At 44.0% G+C, this 16106-nt stretch carries 19 protein-coding genes; 5 read left to right on the top strand and 14 right to left on the bottom strand.

Annotation, left to right across the window (positions count from 1 at the left end; all coding sequences use genetic code 11):
• Positions 1-26 precede the first annotated feature (26 nt).
• From KF839_RS06160 to KF839_RS06110, 11 genes are all read right to left on the bottom strand, one after another.
• The gene (locus KF839_RS06160) at positions 27-1670 is read right to left on the bottom strand and encodes a replication endonuclease (RefSeq protein WP_292916959.1); all 1644 of its coding nucleotides are present in this window, start codon (positions 1668-1670) and stop codon (positions 27-29) included.
• 7 nt (positions 1671-1677) lie between these two features.
• Positions 1678-1872, bottom strand: coding sequence for a helix-turn-helix transcriptional regulator (locus KF839_RS06155; RefSeq protein WP_292916958.1), 195 nt, complete (start codon positions 1870-1872; stop codon positions 1678-1680).
• Positions 1873-1985: 113 nt separating this feature from the next.
• On the bottom strand, positions 1986-2654 hold the full coding sequence (locus KF839_RS06150; protein WP_292916957.1) for a hypothetical protein: 669 nt from the start codon (positions 2652-2654) through the stop codon (positions 1986-1988).
• A 267-nt stretch (positions 2655-2921) separates the two neighbouring features.
• Positions 2922-3230 carry a helix-turn-helix domain-containing protein gene (locus KF839_RS06145; protein ID WP_292916956.1) on the bottom strand — a complete coding sequence of 103 codons (309 nt, stop codon included), beginning with the start codon at positions 3228-3230 and terminating at the stop codon, positions 2922-2924.
• Positions 3202-3543: a type II toxin-antitoxin system RelE/ParE family toxin gene (locus KF839_RS06140; protein ID WP_292916955.1), complete on the bottom strand. Its 342-nt coding sequence runs from the start codon at positions 3541-3543 to the stop codon at positions 3202-3204. The genes KF839_RS06145 and KF839_RS06140 overlap by 29 nt, the downstream gene beginning before the upstream one ends.
• The gene (locus tag KF839_RS06135; RefSeq protein ID WP_292916954.1) at positions 3533-4798 is read right to left on the bottom strand and encodes a tyrosine-type recombinase/integrase; all 1266 of its coding nucleotides are present in this window, start codon (positions 4796-4798) and stop codon (positions 3533-3535) included. Before KF839_RS06135 ends, KF839_RS06140 begins: the two co-directional genes overlap by 11 nt.
• A 224-nt stretch (positions 4799-5022) precedes the next feature.
• Positions 5023-6639 (bottom strand): recombinase family protein, encoded by a 1617-nt coding sequence (locus KF839_RS06130; protein ID WP_292916953.1) that lies wholly within the window; start codon positions 6637-6639, stop codon positions 5023-5025.
• Positions 6640-6644: 5 nt separating this feature from the next.
• Positions 6645-6797 carry a hypothetical protein gene (locus KF839_RS06125; RefSeq protein WP_292916952.1) on the bottom strand — a complete coding sequence of 51 codons (153 nt, stop codon included), beginning with the start codon at positions 6795-6797 and terminating at the stop codon, positions 6645-6647.
• A gap of 29 nt (positions 6798-6826) precedes the next feature.
• Positions 6827-7030 (bottom strand): hypothetical protein, encoded by a 204-nt coding sequence (locus KF839_RS06120; RefSeq protein WP_292916951.1) that lies wholly within the window; start codon positions 7028-7030, stop codon positions 6827-6829.
• Entirely contained in the window at positions 7024-8103 is a 1080-nt protein-coding gene (locus KF839_RS06115; RefSeq protein WP_292916950.1) for a hypothetical protein, read from the bottom strand. The genes KF839_RS06120 and KF839_RS06115 overlap by 7 nt, the downstream gene beginning before the upstream one ends.
• A gap of 10 nt (positions 8104-8113) precedes the next feature.
• Positions 8114-8500 (bottom strand): hypothetical protein, encoded by a 387-nt coding sequence (locus KF839_RS06110; RefSeq protein WP_292916949.1) that lies wholly within the window; start codon positions 8498-8500, stop codon positions 8114-8116.
• Positions 8501-9011: 511 nt separating this feature from the next.
• Here KF839_RS06110 and KF839_RS06105 point away from each other — a divergent pair.
• Positions 9012-9902, top strand: a complete 891-nt coding sequence (locus KF839_RS06105) for a PEP-CTERM sorting domain-containing protein (protein ID WP_292916948.1) — start codon at positions 9012-9014, stop codon at positions 9900-9902.
• 174 nt (positions 9903-10076) lie between these two features.
• Here the strand turns inward: KF839_RS06105 and KF839_RS06100 are convergent, their stop codons facing one another.
• A complete protein-coding gene (locus KF839_RS06100) occupies positions 10077-10334 on the bottom strand; it encodes a hypothetical protein (RefSeq protein ID WP_292916947.1) in 258 nt (85 codons plus the stop codon).
• Between the two features lie 18 nt (positions 10335-10352).
• A complete protein-coding gene (locus tag KF839_RS06095; protein ID WP_292916946.1) occupies positions 10353-10973 on the bottom strand; it encodes a DUF3465 domain-containing protein in 621 nt (206 codons plus the stop codon).
• Positions 10974-11171: 198 nt separating this feature from the next.
• Here KF839_RS06095 and KF839_RS06090 point away from each other — a divergent pair, with 198 nt between their 5' ends.
• From KF839_RS06090 to KF839_RS06075, 4 genes are all read left to right on the top strand, one after another.
• A complete protein-coding gene (locus KF839_RS06090; protein WP_292916945.1) occupies positions 11172-12146 on the top strand; it encodes a TIGR00341 family protein in 975 nt (324 codons plus the stop codon).
• A complete protein-coding gene (locus tag KF839_RS06085; protein ID WP_292916944.1) occupies positions 12121-12378 on the top strand; it encodes a ChaB family protein in 258 nt (85 codons plus the stop codon). The genes KF839_RS06090 and KF839_RS06085 overlap by 26 nt, the downstream gene beginning before the upstream one ends.
• A gap of 170 nt (positions 12379-12548) precedes the next feature.
• Positions 12549-12845: a DUF1840 domain-containing protein gene (locus tag KF839_RS06080; RefSeq protein WP_292916943.1), complete on the top strand. Its 297-nt coding sequence runs from the start codon at positions 12549-12551 to the stop codon at positions 12843-12845.
• 142 nt (positions 12846-12987) lie between these two features.
• Positions 12988-13302: a BON domain-containing protein gene (locus KF839_RS06075; protein WP_292916942.1), complete on the top strand. Its 315-nt coding sequence runs from the start codon at positions 12988-12990 to the stop codon at positions 13300-13302.
• Positions 13303-13708: 406 nt separating this feature from the next.
• Here KF839_RS06075 and KF839_RS06070 read toward each other — a convergent pair whose 3' ends face one another.
• Positions 13709-15616: a serine hydrolase gene (locus KF839_RS06070; protein ID WP_292916941.1), complete on the bottom strand. Its 1908-nt coding sequence runs from the start codon at positions 15614-15616 to the stop codon at positions 13709-13711.
• Positions 15617-16106: the final 490 nt, after the last annotated feature.

The following is a 16106-nucleotide window of genomic DNA, read 5'->3' as shown; positions in this document are numbered from 1 at the left end:
CAGTTATTAACAGAACTCCAAGGCGGCTACGCCGCAAAAGCGCCGCCGCAATCGCTGACGCTCCTCTGCGGGCGCTTTGCGCTCATTTCTTCAGTTACTTCCATGTTAACTGCACATCTTTCAATATGCCATTGATGCAATCGTGTCAGTAGTTGGACGGTATCAGTTTCAACGCCACAAATCTTTTTCCCAATTGGGTCGCCATACTTGCCTCGCTCCTTCGAGTCGATTTTCATCAGTTTGATGGGATTGTCTTTGCGTTTAGTAGTCACACCACCCATCAGCTGAATGAATTGCCACCAGTGCCCCTGATCGGCTGCTTGTCTTGCTTGCTCCAGAATGCCTTTGGGTGCATCGTGGATTCTTCTAAGCTCTCGCCAAATACTGACGGGTGCGCCACCAATCTGCTGGAATTGCCGGATACTCCAAGTCGATGCCCAAGCTTCGACTCTTTCAGCGGCTTCCTGTATCGGGCTGCCGTCGATGTCATTCTCCAAACCGTAGCCGTCAATGTTTTTTGAAATGTACTTGGCGATGTAACCTACTGCTGAACCTTTACTTTTATCGATGGGGACTGCTTTGAAGCGGTGTTGCTGTGCGCCGGGTTCGTCGCCATCGGTTTGCAAGGCATAGTGCCGCATGATTTCTCTGACTTTCTCAGTTTGTTCGGACGGCATAAATAACAATATGTGCCAGTGCGGCGTGCCGTCGTGCTGCGGTTCAGCGATGCGGAATCCGTAAACGGGCAGGCTGCTTCGTTTGAGTTTTGCGCGGATTCGTGACCAGACTTTATTCAGATACTTTTGCGCTTGCTTTGGCGTCATACCATCGTGTTTGAGATTGTGCTCACCGCTGCCGGAATGCCGGGCATGCATTCTGGACGGGCAGGTGATGGTATAGAATTCTCCAGTATGGCCCAATTCATTGGCGATGTATTCAAAGCCGTAAATACGCACCATCAATTCACTGCGCCGGATGCGGGGATTGGCCAGACCTAACTCTGCCAGTTCGCTCAGCGTGAAACATTGGCCGAGTTCATTGGTTGCCAATAATCCATCGAGAACGCGGCGGATGCGTTTTTTCTGTTCCCTGCGCCTTGTCAGAGTTTCATCGCTGACATAGCGGCTGGCGCGTTCATGCACCAATCCGATGCGAATGGCGTCTTGTTCCAGTTTTTGTGCATGAATCTTACGCAACCGTTGCAGCCACCAGATGTCATCGGTCAAGCGGGTATAGATGCCGGTCGTTGTTATATCAGGATCTTCAAACAATGACAGCTCGATTTCGTACTTTTGCGCCCGGCGCAACATCCGGGAAACAGCATATTCCAAATTCCGGTAAATACGGCTGACTTGCTGCATTTCCTTGACGATATTTTTTGCCAGATCGTTCAGGTCATCATCGCTGGCATTCAGGGGAATGCTGTTTTTAGTGATTGTCCCGTAAGCCTCCAGCAAGCCAAGGTTAGCTTGTTGCCTGCCGTCGAAGATGTAAGCTTCTTTGTAATCATCAGCAACTATTCCGGCAAACCGTTTGGGCAGTTGCCGGAATATTGGGGCGCGCCATCGTTTATCATTGCCGTCCGGTTCACCGAGAAAACTTAATATGCCTTCGGCGATGCGTTCACCGGGACTGAGCAATTCTTGGGGTTGATGTACTGACGTGTGCATACACACCTCAGTACTGGCTGGTTGAATAATGGGTGCAAGATTCAATATAGGCGAGCAGATCGCTATGGCGATAGCGAACTGCCCGGCTGCCTACTTTGATGAATGGCACCCGCGCCCCGGCCCAGCGGTCTCGTTCCAGGAATGCGGTGCTAACACCTAAGATTTGTGCGGCTTGTTTAGTAGTGAGTAAAGGGGTTTGCATGGTTGACCTCGTTAGTTAAAAAATACGAGATCAATTTGCGACAACTAAAACGACAATAAAAGACACTAAAAAAATAGATATATATCTATTTTTTTAGGAATAATTACGTTTTTCTATTCCTTTGATTTTGTTGGTGCTCCTGGCAATTGTGCAGATTCTGACGCAACAATCCGCACTAAATTTTTAAATGGCTTAGGAGAAAAAGTGGATGAATAACCAAATTGCTGCATAATAGGATGGCTTCGCATTTCCTCATAACTTAGATTTGGATTAATCTTCCATAGTTGTTTTGCCAATTCGATACAAACTATTCGCTGTCTGCGCCGTTTTGATATTTTGTCGTACCAGCTATTATTCTCGTCATCAGGATCAACCAATTCATACTCTGCTTGATCGGTTGCTATTAATTTTTTATGAGACCAGCAAGGCGGAGGATCGAGTAGTGAATCTGAGCACCAATTCATTACTTCATTTCTTTTCACATAAAGATTATCCAGATAATCCTTATCAAACTCATTCTTTCCTAAGCAGTTTAAAAATTTGATGTCGTGATAAAAATCAAAAATCATCGACAAAAAAGAGTCATCCCGGAAAATTTTTAATCCCTTCCATCTTGCCGATATTTCCCTGCCAGCCATAGCAAGCATTAAGCGATGAATGGCAGTTCTTAGGTCGGGTGAGATTTCGTTTGGATCGGTTTTGTCTGAATCTGCGCTTATCCAGTTATGCGCCAATTGCCAAACAGTTTTAAAGTCAGGATTGTTTTTAATATACATAACCATTTAATCAGCGTTATAAGTCATTAGAATAGTTGACGGCGCAATGTATTGCGCTCTTAAGAAGAAATGATTGCTGACTTATCATATTAATTGCCACCCGAAGGTTGGTTTTGCATGAAGGATGCGGTATTGTGACTTAGCCTGAGAATGGCAAATGCGTTACTGTGTGAGGTATTCAAGAATCTAAAGACAAAAAACTTCAATCCTTCGTCGGTATTGTCTTGGGTAGCAGCAGCCTGTCAAGGGTAAGCCGCTTCGCGGTGGCTGTATTTACGCAGCGATTTCTTTTAACACATCAGGGCGGCGCTCAGCAATTGCAATCAGTGTTTTGGCTGCACCGCTGGGTTGACGACGACCTTGTTCCCATTCTTGTAATGTGCGTACCGATACGCCCAGCAGTTTGGCAAACTCAGCTTGAGATAAACCCGTTTTTTTACGTGCCGATATGACGGGCGACATAACAGCATGCACCTTCCCTGCTGTCATCTGGCGTACGGATTCCAGTAATTCAGCCTCTAAGTCCCGGCTGTTTTCCCATGCTTCCAGTTCTTCATCGGTTAAAGGTTTTCTCGATTTCATGTTTCATTTCCTTCAAAGTTTTAGCGCTGATTGAATCCAGTTTGCTTTTTGCATAGATAAAAACCAAGCAAATCTGACCATTTGCTAGACGATTAAAATAAATGACGCGCACACCGCCGGATTTCCCCGAGCCTGAGCGACTCCAGCGTACTTTGCGCATACCGCCGGAGCCTTTGACTATATCGCCCGCTTCGGGGTTTTCGGTGATGAACGTTATAAATTCATCATACGCTTGATCTGTCCAATAAGAAGGCCACAGGCGCTCAAAGATTTCAGTTTCGACAATGGTATACACAATTGGTTTATACGTCAATGACGGATTTTGTAGAGTTGCGCGATTTCTTTCTGGGTAAATCGGTGACCGTGGCAGTCGGCTTATAACTAGCGCACTTGAGGATATAGTCAGTAATTTTCTGCATCGGGTCTCGCAACCGTTCCACATCGGCAATAATGTAACCGGCCGTGATGTCATTGTTCATTTTGTGATTGGCTAACCGTTTGACGGCATAAGCGGATATATCAAGACTTTCGGCAATTGTCATGAAGGTACGGCGCAAATCATGAATCGTAAACGTTACACCGGATTCCTTGATAACTTTGGCCATTTGTTTGCGCTGCTCGGTTATATGCCCTTGCCCGTTTGAACGCTGGAAAACATAATCATTCACTGCATTAGTTTTTCTTTGCTGCAAAAAATCGTGGAGAAAATCCGATAATGGCAGAGTATGATCCAAGTGATTCTTGGTATCGGTGACTTTCAGGGTTTTAGCATGCAGATCGACATTATCCCAGGTCATGCTTGCTGCTTCTTCTCGTCTCAATCCGGTAAAAAGCACCAACAGCAAATAATCACGGATTGTTTCCCGGTTCTGACTTTTGATATCGTTTTTCAAATTCATGACAGCTTGAAACCAGGGTTTTAGTTCATGCGGTTTAATCACCGTTTGACGGCGCTCGACCCGATACCAGGCGCGGGTTTGCGATAAGCGCTTGACTGGATTATCCTGAATCAATGCTTGTCCTTTACTATCTTCATATTGTCCGGCGGCAAAGTTAAAGAGCGCACGCAAAAAACGCATGGTCAAATTAGATTGCGCTTGGCTGTTTTGCCCAAGTTCGGCATGCCGTTTAGCAATCATGTCTTTGGTGATGTCAGCAATCGCCTTATCGTTCCAATCCTCCAGATAAGTACCCATGATGCGTTTGTAATCATAAATAGTACGCGGTTTAAGTGCTTTCCGGGCGACCAAAAAATCCTGGAATACATGCTGCAAAGTCATGCTTCGGGTTTTCTGTTCTCGTACTTGATCATTGGGATTGATACCTTTCGACATCAGGAGCAGCAATTCTCTTGCTTGGTTTCGCGCTTGTTCAGCCGTATAAATCCCGTGTTTACCAATGCTTACTCGAACGGTTTTACCGTTTACTTTGCTTTCAGCGATATAAACTTTGCTGGTAGCACCAACACGCAAACCGAATCCTTTAATTTCACTATCACGGTAAAAAGCTTGTCCGTTCTCAGGATACGGAATGGAATCGATAAATGTTTTTGTGAGCTTCTGCGGCATCTTGATCTCCAGTCTACTAATTCCGCTTTCAGAGCCTACTATTCAAATTAGTAGACCTATAGTAGACCAGAAAATTAAAACGGCGTCAAAACTAAAGTGGGAAATTCAAACAACAATAACTTATAGATATTTATAATAAACATTATATTACAGTTATATTAAAACAATTTAATGCTTATTAAAGTAAGGTAAAATTGTTGCAAAAAGTGAATATTATAGAACTGTTAATCCGCAGGTCCCAGGTTCGAGCCCTGGTCGGGGAGCCATTTCGGTACAAAACTGGGCACTCTTTCAAGAGAGTGCTTTTTTGTTTCTTCTACAGCGTGAGCAAGCGCAGAATAACTGCCGGTAATCTCCGCTTGATTGTCCTTGATGCGAATTTCACTCACCAGAAGTTTTAGATATTCCTTACCGAATCCGCTTTTTCTGTCGAGTAGCTTGGTTCGTAGCGCTTTGGTAAAAGCTTCAAGCTGATTCTGCTTGATTTCCGGCAATTGTTGCTGACGGCGGTATCCGGCAACTTGAATCAATAATTCCTGCTTTCTTGCATTCAATTTGTGAGATCGTTCCTGAAGTGAAGAATTCAACGGCAAGAAACCTTTTTCAACGGCTTCATAAAGCCGGTCAGTGGCGGTCTTGATTTCATCCAGCTCCTTGGTCAGCTTCTTCAATCCTTCATCCTGGCTTTCCTGTGCAGCTTTAATCTGCTTTTTCATGTCGGACAGCATAATCTTGACCCGTTCAGGATCAAATACTTTGTCCGCCAACGCGGTAAGAATCAGCTTATCGAGTTTATCCATCGGAATGCTTCGCCCGTCGCACAACTTGTTACCCTTGCTAATGCGGGTATTGCATTTGTAATAGCGATAACGCCCGCCTTTTCCCGTTACCAGCGTCATGCTGGCACCGCAGCAACCACATTTGAGCAAACCGGTTAATAAAGTTGGTGAGTTGGTTATTCTTGGCGGTACTTTTGAAGGCGCACGGCTTGCTTTACGTGCTTGCACAACTTCAAATAGTGATTGCTCAATGATCGGCTCCACCGCCATACGCACCCATTCGCTTTCCGGTTTGAATTTCTGATTCTTGGCGTCGCGCTTGTTAAAAATGAATTCACCCTGATAAGTCGGATTGGAAAGGATTTCATGTATCCGGTTGCGCGCAAATTGTTTTCCTCTTTGCGTGAATCCGCGCTCATTCAGGTAAACAGCAATTTGCTTTGCACCCATCGATTGGCCAAGGTGGCCGTTCAGGTATAGGTCGAAGATTTTGCGAACGGTAGCCGCTTCATGTTCATCGATGGTCAGGCGTTTCTTTTTCTTCCCCTTGATGCTGATGGTTTCAACTTCGATGGTTTTATAGCCAAAGGGAGGACGCGAACCGTTGAAATAACCTTGCCGGGTGTTTTCTTTCATCGCGCGCAAGGTGTGTTTGCTGTTTTCCTTGCTTTGGTATTCATCAAAGAAACTCAATAGCTTTCGTGTGAATTCTCCGCTGGGATCATCGCTCGTTTGTTGGGTAATGGAAATCAGTTTGACATCGACTTTTCTTAGGTCACGTTCATATAGGCCAAATTCCAGTGAATTGCGGAAAAAGCGAGATAGACTATGCACAACAATAGCATCGTAGGGGCTTGGCTTGAGCATGGCATCAGCAATCATTTGCTGAAATACCGGTCTTTTATCGTCGGTTGCGGATGCGCCCGGCTCGACGTATTCCATAATTACGGTGTAACCGTTGGCCTTGCACCAATCACGCATTTGCCGCAACTGATCGGGAATCGATAAATCCTTTTCCGCTTGCTTGACCGTGGAAACGCGAGCATAGAGCGCTATCCGCATGTTCTTTACTCCTTGTTGGATTCAGCCTGAATTGCGATTTCTTTCAGAATTTCAGGCAGGAAAGACTTTATCAAGCGCAATTCCCCAGCTTGGATAGTTTGCTCCTGAAAGTCAGGGTTAAAATCTATCACAAATTCTAAATTGTCGGGTTCGTTCACGCATTATGGCACCTCCTTTTTTGCATGATCTATTCCTGCCCGTTCCTGTCCTGCTTCCGATCTTCGGCATAAAGCCTTGCCAATTCCTTTTCCAATCCATTCTTACCGAAGATATTGAGAAAAATTTTACGAAATGCTTCAAACTGCGATTGCGGCAAAGAACTCTGCGCCAGCAGCAGGGTTTCATTCTTGCTTTGATCGAGCCGCTTCAGAATCTCTTGCAGCGCTACCATTTGCCAAGCCTCATTTCTGTTACGCGTTCTTCAACGTCGCACGACCAAGACAAGGGGTTATGAACATGCCGAACGACCATGCTTAGGAGTGCTTGGGCTTCCATGACGGAAATCTTGTCCTTGCCGTGCTGTAAACATTGAATGGCAGCCATGCGCTTGAGATAACCGTATACGCTGATTGCGATGCGCATCTTGCGTTCTTCAAGCAGTGCGTTCATGTCGAGTTCGTTTAAGGTATCCAATCCTTCCAGAATTTCGATCTTCGCAACTTGCTCTATCAAATCCTGCCATAGCGGATGCAATGCCCAGCGGGAGCGGTTGCTGTCATCTTCTTTAATGCGCAGCGTGGTATGTTCATTGACCAAAAGCTGTAAAAGCTTGCCTTGGCGGTGTTGAAGGTCAGCAAAGGTTTGAATGCCGCAACTGCGTAATGAGCCTTTACGCACCTGCCATTCGATGCGCCATACATCGTGATCGATTTCCCATAGCTTGTAGAACCAGGTTTTCGAACTTGTTTCGTTGATCTCATCGCATTTGTTATAAATCCGCAGCCTAATTTCACCTTCACCAAAAGAGAAAGTCTGAATTTTGCGGTTCTTGCGGTGCTGGTTATCCTTACAAGCAGTCGAGACGAAACTATCTTCATCAAAATCTAGGTTTGGCAGGAAGTAATCAAAGGTGAAATCCACGCGAGACAATCGCTCCGGTTCATAGCTGCTCAGCCCTACCGATTTCGCCCAATCCAAAAAGCGCTGATGCAAGGCTTGTATGCCCTGATGCCATAGCGCCACGCTGCGAAACGTAACAAAGAACGAAGGTTTGTTGAATTCACCGAATTGGATGCTAAACGATTCGTTTTCGATCAGGAAGGGATAACCGCTCGCCGTACCGTGTGAAGCCAGCAGGAATTCTTCATTGCCCAGCCTGATAGGCTTTTGCTTGCGCATCTTTAATTGGCGTAGTGCTTCTTTCTCCACCGCTAGTTGCTCAAAATCAAGCAGGCAACCATGACTGAATGCGAGGTAATACGCGCATTCGATGGTGTCATAGCCGCTGAGCAATAGGCGATACATGGAACAAGCTCTATTCTGCTGACTTTGGTTTTCGCAAAGCTTCATAAAGACTAGGCGGGTCTTCATTACCCATTTCCCGCTCAATTTCGCGGTAATGCTTGTCTGCTAATTTCCAAAACATGGCTTCCGGGCCAGCATCAAGGTGAATTTCTTCTCCGGTTTCGTGATCGGTGCCTACATACTTACCTTGTACATATGGAAGACCGGCAAGAAATTCGTCTATAGCACTTGAAAGCAGATCGCCCACAATTTCGGTTTTAGTCCGACTAGGGTACATCTCGCACAATGCGGCGATTTTTGCAGCCACATGCACCGGCAATCGGAATGAATACTGTTTGCTGGTTAAACGAGTGTTATCTGGTGCAGACCATACACTATGAAGGGTAGATGATTTCATGATTTCCTCAGATGTTAATATGAATGTTATATTGAACTTTCATTAATAAGTTAAATAACCTTCCATATGCCGTCAATAGTATAGTTGTCCTGCATGCAAGCGCGCATAACTCCACAGGTACCCCCGCTCTTAGGCGTATGGTGCGCCGGCGGCGCCCCCTATGGATTTATGCGCTTGCCGTGTATCATGGCTCCCAGCAGCGCCGCCTCGCCTGCGCCCCCGTCCTCACGCCCGGTTGCTCGCACAGGCGGCTTTAGGGATATTTAACTGATTGCCTTAAAGGCAGAAAACCTTTATATTCAGCGACTGATTACTAAAGTATGTATTTGTAGCCCCCCGTGTTACTTGGACGGGGGAAAACAAGATGGTGCACATATTTCATGTTAGGAACATTTGAGAGTTTATCAATTGCACCCAACGACAATTAGGGCTATTCTGCAATTGAATAAGAATTTTTGTTTTTGGACATGGCGCGCTTTTTCATTAGGTTTTTATACCTTAGGAAAATCACATGAAGAATCTAAGATTATTTTGTTTCATAGGGTTTGTACTTCTCGTTAGCGGCACAACACAACTTCGAGCTAATCCGATCCTGGAAGTCATCAATATTGATTCCATCCTTGCCCGCCATGATGTAGGAAATGCTCTTGGCTTGGCCTTTAGGGCAGACTTTCAAAAAGACATGATCTATCTTGGTCATGGATCAGATGCCCTAGGAAGCTTTATCTACACGTTGGATGATCATGGTAATTTTATTAACGAACTCGACTTCGGAGCCGCCTATTCATCCAGCAATGTTATCAATTCTCTGAATTACGACAGAAGCAGTAAGCACCTATGGGTTAGCACTACTGTCATTGTAGGCAGCGACTACACGGATCACTTTGTGGAAATTGATCCCAGCACCGCAAAAATTTACAACGATCTACAAATTGACCACCTAGATTCTGCATATGTTAGAAACGATGGTATCTGGACAACTCTGTTTGAAGAAGACGTGATTCGTCACTATGATTTGAATGGAGTATTTATTGGCGATATATCTGTTGCTGATATTTTTCCGGGATTCCCTGGCCCTAGTGGTTTAGCTTCAGCACCTGATGGTGGTTTTTACATAATTGATCACTTCGGGCAGAGAATTGTTGAAATTGATATTGCAGGCCACGAAATAGGCGTAGCATCAACTGCTTTCTTAGGTGGTAGAGCTTTTGCGATCGACTCTGACATAGATACACATCGTATTTTCTTGCAAGTCGGCAATGATGAGATATATGTTCTATCTACCGAATTTATTACAGCGGTGCCAGAGGCAGATACATGGGTGATGCTGCTAGTAGGACTGGGATTCGTTGGAATGGCAGTGAAACGACAGCGAAAGCGTGTATGGATTCGTTACGCCTAACTCGGTATTCAAACATACTGCTGCACCGCCATTTAGCTTCATTCATGTTAGCCGCATATTATATGAAATATAAAACTGAAATCTTAATAAACCAGTTACCAGATTTATCCGCTTTGGTGAGCCAATTCAGTACAATGAAACTGTTTTTATCAAGAAGCTACTTTGCATGAGCATCTAGTCTCTGCAGTGCAAGGCGATACCCCATCGCATTAATACTTTCAAAGAGAGCAGAGCAGCAGTACATCCATCCTTCCAATATTCCTTGGCATTTTCAATATCTTCAATATCTTGACTTTGGCTGTCTTTGTCGCCGCCGGATACGCGCCCTGATTCGCTGCTGGTTCTTTTTGTCTTGTAAGTTATTATCCAATTGTAATAAGTCTCACAGCCGTTTTCATCTGCATAGATAATGATTTGCTTAAGTCCAAACAAAATTTCAGCACCAAATTATTACTGATAAATAACATTATTGTGGAATAACCAGCCGTCCACATGAATTCCGTCAGGATCGTGGTGCGTCCAATGGATCACGCCACCTTTGTCATTCCATTCATATTCACCGGAAAACTCAATTTGGTCATACAAGGCTAATTCATCAATCCTTGGTGCTAGATCGATGTTGTGAGAGATTAATAACGTCTGGCCGGATTTTAGTGCAATGATAAACCTTTGGTGGCGGTCCCCGTTACGATCATCCGCCAATAAGGAAATTACAGTTCCAGTTCCATGAACCTGTACATTGCTTCGGTTTTCCGTAAATAAGGCGGCCAATAAGGTATCCCCATCCGGTTCTAATGTGACAAAATCAGAAATAACACCGGCTTTCAATAATCCATTAAAGATATCGCCATACACATAGACATCAAGATCTTTGGTTCCAATATAGATATTGGTATCAGGATAATATCGCACTAAATATCCATTCAATGCGATGGTTTTTATTTCAGTGGAATTGAAAAATATCGGAAAGGATTTTTCAGCAAAATCAAATAGCTTATTACTATTAGTCAAAAAATTTTCTGCGAATGATATTGATGGAATTAATAACCCAAAAAGCAAAATAAATCTCATAACAAAATATCACTCCCAAAATGACTTCTCACGTTCTCTTGAAAAACCACATGAATATTGAATTTTTGAAAAAGATACAGGACAAGACCGCTGGTACGTTAATTACGACACGAATCTAATAGTTCTGAATAAATTGACACAGCAGCTTCGCTCTTTGTATAAAAAAATAATGCCAATTGTGGAAGGGGAATACTGAACATGAAATACATTGAGATAGTAGTTGAGGCAAGTAGTATCAACAAAGTTTTGGAAATCGCAAAAGAACATGAAGCTTCAGATTTACGCCTCGGTGTAATGGGAGACGATGGAATGCAATTGATAAGGCTACTTGTAACTGACGATAAGATTCAATCTGTATTGGATTCATTGCAGTCCGCCCTTCGGACTCAGCCATCCACTTGGATTATAGTCTTACCTATAGAAATTTCACTACCTATGCCGTCGAAAAGTGATAGTAAGGAAGAAGACTCAGCAATTGAAACAAGAGAAGCCATTTACAAAGAAGTTGAAAAAAATGCGGCACTAAATATCAATTTTGTTGTATTAATTGTGTTAGCGACAATCGTTGTTGCGATAGGATTAATCGAGAATAATGTAGCCGTAGTAATTGGTGGAATGGTAATTGCGCCATTACTTGGGTCAAATCTTGCCTTTGGTCTCGGTACAGCCTTAGGCGATTTTTCCTTAATGCGGAAGTCAATTTTAACTTTCCTTGTCGGAATCACGCTAGCAATAGCATTGTCTGTTGTGATCGGCGCTTTTTGGCCACTTAATACCGCAAGCCCCGAGCTTGTTCTGCGCACAAAAGTCGGATTGGATTCCTTTCCCTTAGCGCTTGCATCTGGTGCAGCTGCAGCTCTATCCTTAACAGCGAAGCTATCGAGCGTCCTAGTCGGAGTAATGGTAGCAGTCGCACTGCTACCACCAGCGGTAACACTAGGCCTTATGCTGGGTCTTGGAGATATCAATCATGCTTTCAATGCGGGTTTACTGTTAACCATCAATGTAGTATGCATCAACTTGGCAACGAAGATAGTCCTTCTCATAAAAGGCGTTCATCCGCATACTTGGTACAAAACAAAGAAAGCAAAACGAGCGATAATCATATATATCCTCGCATGGTTCGTAACATTAACCATTCTTATTCTTGTCGTTTATCACGCTTTTCATTAATAACTTGACCTTACAAACTTTTATAAAACCAATAGATCTACCAGAAAATGTGATCCATGTACTCTCTCTGCCTGCACATACACAGGATATTTATTGGGAAGCATTTAATCACGCATGGCGAGAATATGCGAGCCCTGAAGAACGTTATGACAATGCCTCACAGGAAGAAACAACACATAAATTGGCATGGACAGCAATGAAGAAAAAATATAAAAAACCGGGTGATGAGTGAACTGCAAAAGAATGATAATTTTAGGTCATACGGAGAAACTGGTGCAATAATCTCCCAATAACCTTGCTATAAGCTGGTTAAGTTTAAAAATAAAATCCGCTTCTTAGAAATAATGAATCGAGCCAAAACAGACGAAATGATGCATTTTTAACTCAGCCGAGGAAAACTTTATGCTTGTGACATTTACAACCGATGCTTATGCTGATATCCCTATGTTTAGAGATATTGCACTTACTATGCTCAAAATGATGGGACACAGCGCGACTGTACCCGGCGTCATCCTGGCGGCGGATGTTCCCGCGGCGCTGAATCGATTAAAGATCGCTATAAGCGCAGAAAAGGAATCGACATCCGTTGAGAATGAGAGTGAAAATGAACCAATAGTGAGTATACATGCAAGAGCGCTGCCTTTGATTGATCTACTTACTGCTGCCGCAAAAGAAAAATGTGATGTTATGTGGAAATAACGTGAGAATGTCGAGAGCTAATCAATATGAGGCAGAAACAGAAAAAATGAAAAAAGTCGCTTAACCGGGGTGTCCGGTTTTACTTGACCACGTCATAACAGCTTGATAGCTTAATTCCTTTACCACACTTTAGGAGAATCCCATGAATCACTTCATTAGATTATTCTTTGTATCGTTTTTGACCTTAGCAATGCTGACCGCTATAGGATGTGGATCAACTCAGAAGCAAGAGGGAACAGGAGAGTATTTTGATGATACTGTCATTACTACGAAAGTAAAAGCAGCCATATTGAATGAACCAACGCTAAAGTCTACTGAAATCAATGTTGAAACCTTCAAGGGTGTGGTTCAGTTAAGTGGTTTCGTAAGCTCCTCAGCCAGTATCAACAAAGCGATTGAAGTGGCGCGTGGGGTCGCCGGAGTCAAGTCGGTCAAGAATAGCATGCATCTAAAGTAACCTAGAAAACCGCAACAGAGTAATCATTTTCAGAGACCTTTGCACGGTTACTACGCGACACGATAATCGCGTTAAAAATTCGCAAAAAATGCTCATTTACCCCGTGTAAACTCCGCTTTTCCGCAATTTTTTGCCTTATTCCAGTGCCGCTCATGACACCGTGCAAAAGTCTCTTTCATTCAGTATTTTTCGTGAAGAGTGATTTAAGTTGGCTACCGCACAAATTTATCCGTTTTGGTGAGTCAACAGCTCTATACAAAATATAGGCTATAAGAACCGCATGCACGGTTTGATGAGAGAGGATAGGGAAAACCTGTTCTCTACTCTATCCTTTGGTGAATAAAGATGATTCAAGAATCATGCCCGCCCCTACAAAAATGGGAGCGGGCATGTCGGGAACGCCCGGCTAGGGATTCGCAATGGCCAATGATAGCAGTTGCGAAGTAATTGAACTGGTGTCAACGGGAGGTGGATTGGTATTGGTTAAGACAACTACGGTGATGCCATTAACCACGTCAATACGTATATGCGAGTCGGATCCTTGATTATCGCCACCCTTGCTTGCTTGGGTAACGCCGGAATTGATCTGCCAACCGTTAGCCTGACCATTCTTAGTACCGCCGCTCCATAGTATGTCTCGCGTTGCTTGTGGGAAGTATCGATTTCTTAACACGCCATCACCAAATCGGGCCAAATCGAGCGCAGAGGATTCCATTCCACTGCCGCCAGCCTTCCAGCTGACATTTTCAAAACTGCTTTTACTGACCTTGTTTGCACCAGAGTTAATCGTAGCGTGTTCGCCAGTGGCGTCCGGGCTTGAGCGTTTTTCCACTCGCAGGGTATCGAGGCCCAACGGATCAGCAATGCGGGTTTTGACTAGATTTGAGAAACTGGAGCCGCCCTTTGCTTCCAAAGCCGTTGCAGCAATGGTAAAGCCATGAGTCGAGTAATTATGTGTGCCCGGAGTACAACCGGAGATAATCCACGAGTTTGTCTTGATTTTACCGGATAAATGATTATTCAAGGCATCCTTCGCTGTTGCGTATTCGACTTGCGTAGCGTTGTCATCCAGACCATCACTGGTATAGTGTTTCACACAACCCATGTTACCCAACAACTGCCGTACCGTGTGCTGATGCTTTGTGCCCAAGCCATTAACCAGGGTATTTGTTTTGACATCCAGGTTAATTATACCGGCCTCTTCCATATCATAGGCCAGTGTGCCCGTAACCGCTTTTGCCACAGAAGCAAGGCGATAGATCGTTCCACTGTGCGCTTTTAGATTATTTTCTTTATCCGCAAATCCGGCGCCGCCAAGGAAAACAATCTTACCGTTGCGTATAATGGCTGCGCCAACACCAGGAATCTGAGCGTCTGCAGCATAGTCTTCGAGGATTTTCTCAGCCTTGCTTCGACCTTTCCAGTCATAACGGCTATCATTTTCGCGCCAAACCGCAGCATACTGTGTTCCACCACCACTTTTAGCCGGACAAATCTCTATATCAATGACGCGCATGCCCTGGTCGCGATATTTTAGCCAATTATTACGCAAGTCGATTGCGGACATCTCACGTAATGCGGCCCAGGCTCTTCCAGACTCATTCTTTTCCCATACAGCTGCATAATTTAATTTACCATCGCGTTTATAACAATCCAGCTCTGCTACACGATAACCTTTGTTTTTATATTCAGCAAACTTCTCGCCGTAGGAATCCGGGGTCATATCACGGAGCTCGACCCAGTTGATATTGGCTTTATTCTCAAGCCATATGACGGAGTAATACATGGTTTTTCCGACTTCAACAGCATCAATATCAATCGGCCGATACTTGGTCTTATATTGCGCAAACTCTTTCGAGAACTCTTCACTGGTAAGATTACGTCGCGATACCCAATCCAGATTTTCCTTGTTTTCGACCATTACCAGAGAATAACGCAATTCACCATTAATTAACTCGGCGTCTTGATCGATTGGGCGGTATCCTTTCTTCTTATACTCTTCCCATTTGTTATGAAATTCATCACTGGTCAGCTTACGATAGCTCGCCCAACCGCGATTGTCGGTATTCTTTTGCCATACACCAGAAAATGTCGTGCCATTGTTATCAGTTTCGATATCAATAGGAAGATAACCGGCCTTCTTGTAGTCATCCCAAGCCGCATGATACTCAGAATCAGACAAACCATATCGAAACTTCCATTCCAACGAATCAGGATCATCAAAACCTGTTGCCTGAATAGTCCCGCTGAGTATGCAGGTCATCAAAAAAACTGAGAGTTTACTGACCAGCTGTAAATTGGATTGTATGTTCATGTCGCCATTCTCCTTTATCGAGATATTGAAAAATAGTAAGACTTTTCGATCAAACTAAAAGGGATTTTAAGTTCAGCAATAGAATAGTCCTGTGAGAAATATCACAAATAGGGTTCTTTAGGCGCTGCCAGGCTGGGGTTGTCCCAAAACATGGCTTAAAATACATATATTTAGAGGATAATCCAGAAATCACCTGGAATCCGGAAGCATTTCGTCTATTGTACGAACTATCCGTGCACCCATTAGAATTCTCCAACCAGTTCCAGCCATAACCATTGCCAAATGATCCGGAAATGGATATAAATTGTTCCAATTATCGGTTTTAACCGGTTTGACAAGCTAATCCGGTACATAACCGTTCTTTTTCCCTAAAGGCGCATTTTATCTACTGATTTCTCTCATCTACTAATGCATAACGTATGCAGTCATTATGAACAGAATGATCGGGTATTCCGCTGGCTGGATCTTGATGCGTGCAAGCTAAGTTCCG

This window comes from Nitrosomonas sp. (genome assembly GCF_019635155.1).
In the GTDB taxonomy this organism is placed as follows: Bacteria; Pseudomonadota; Gammaproteobacteria; order Burkholderiales; family Nitrosomonadaceae; genus Nitrosomonas.
This window is presented reverse-complemented; position numbering and strand designations above follow the sequence as displayed.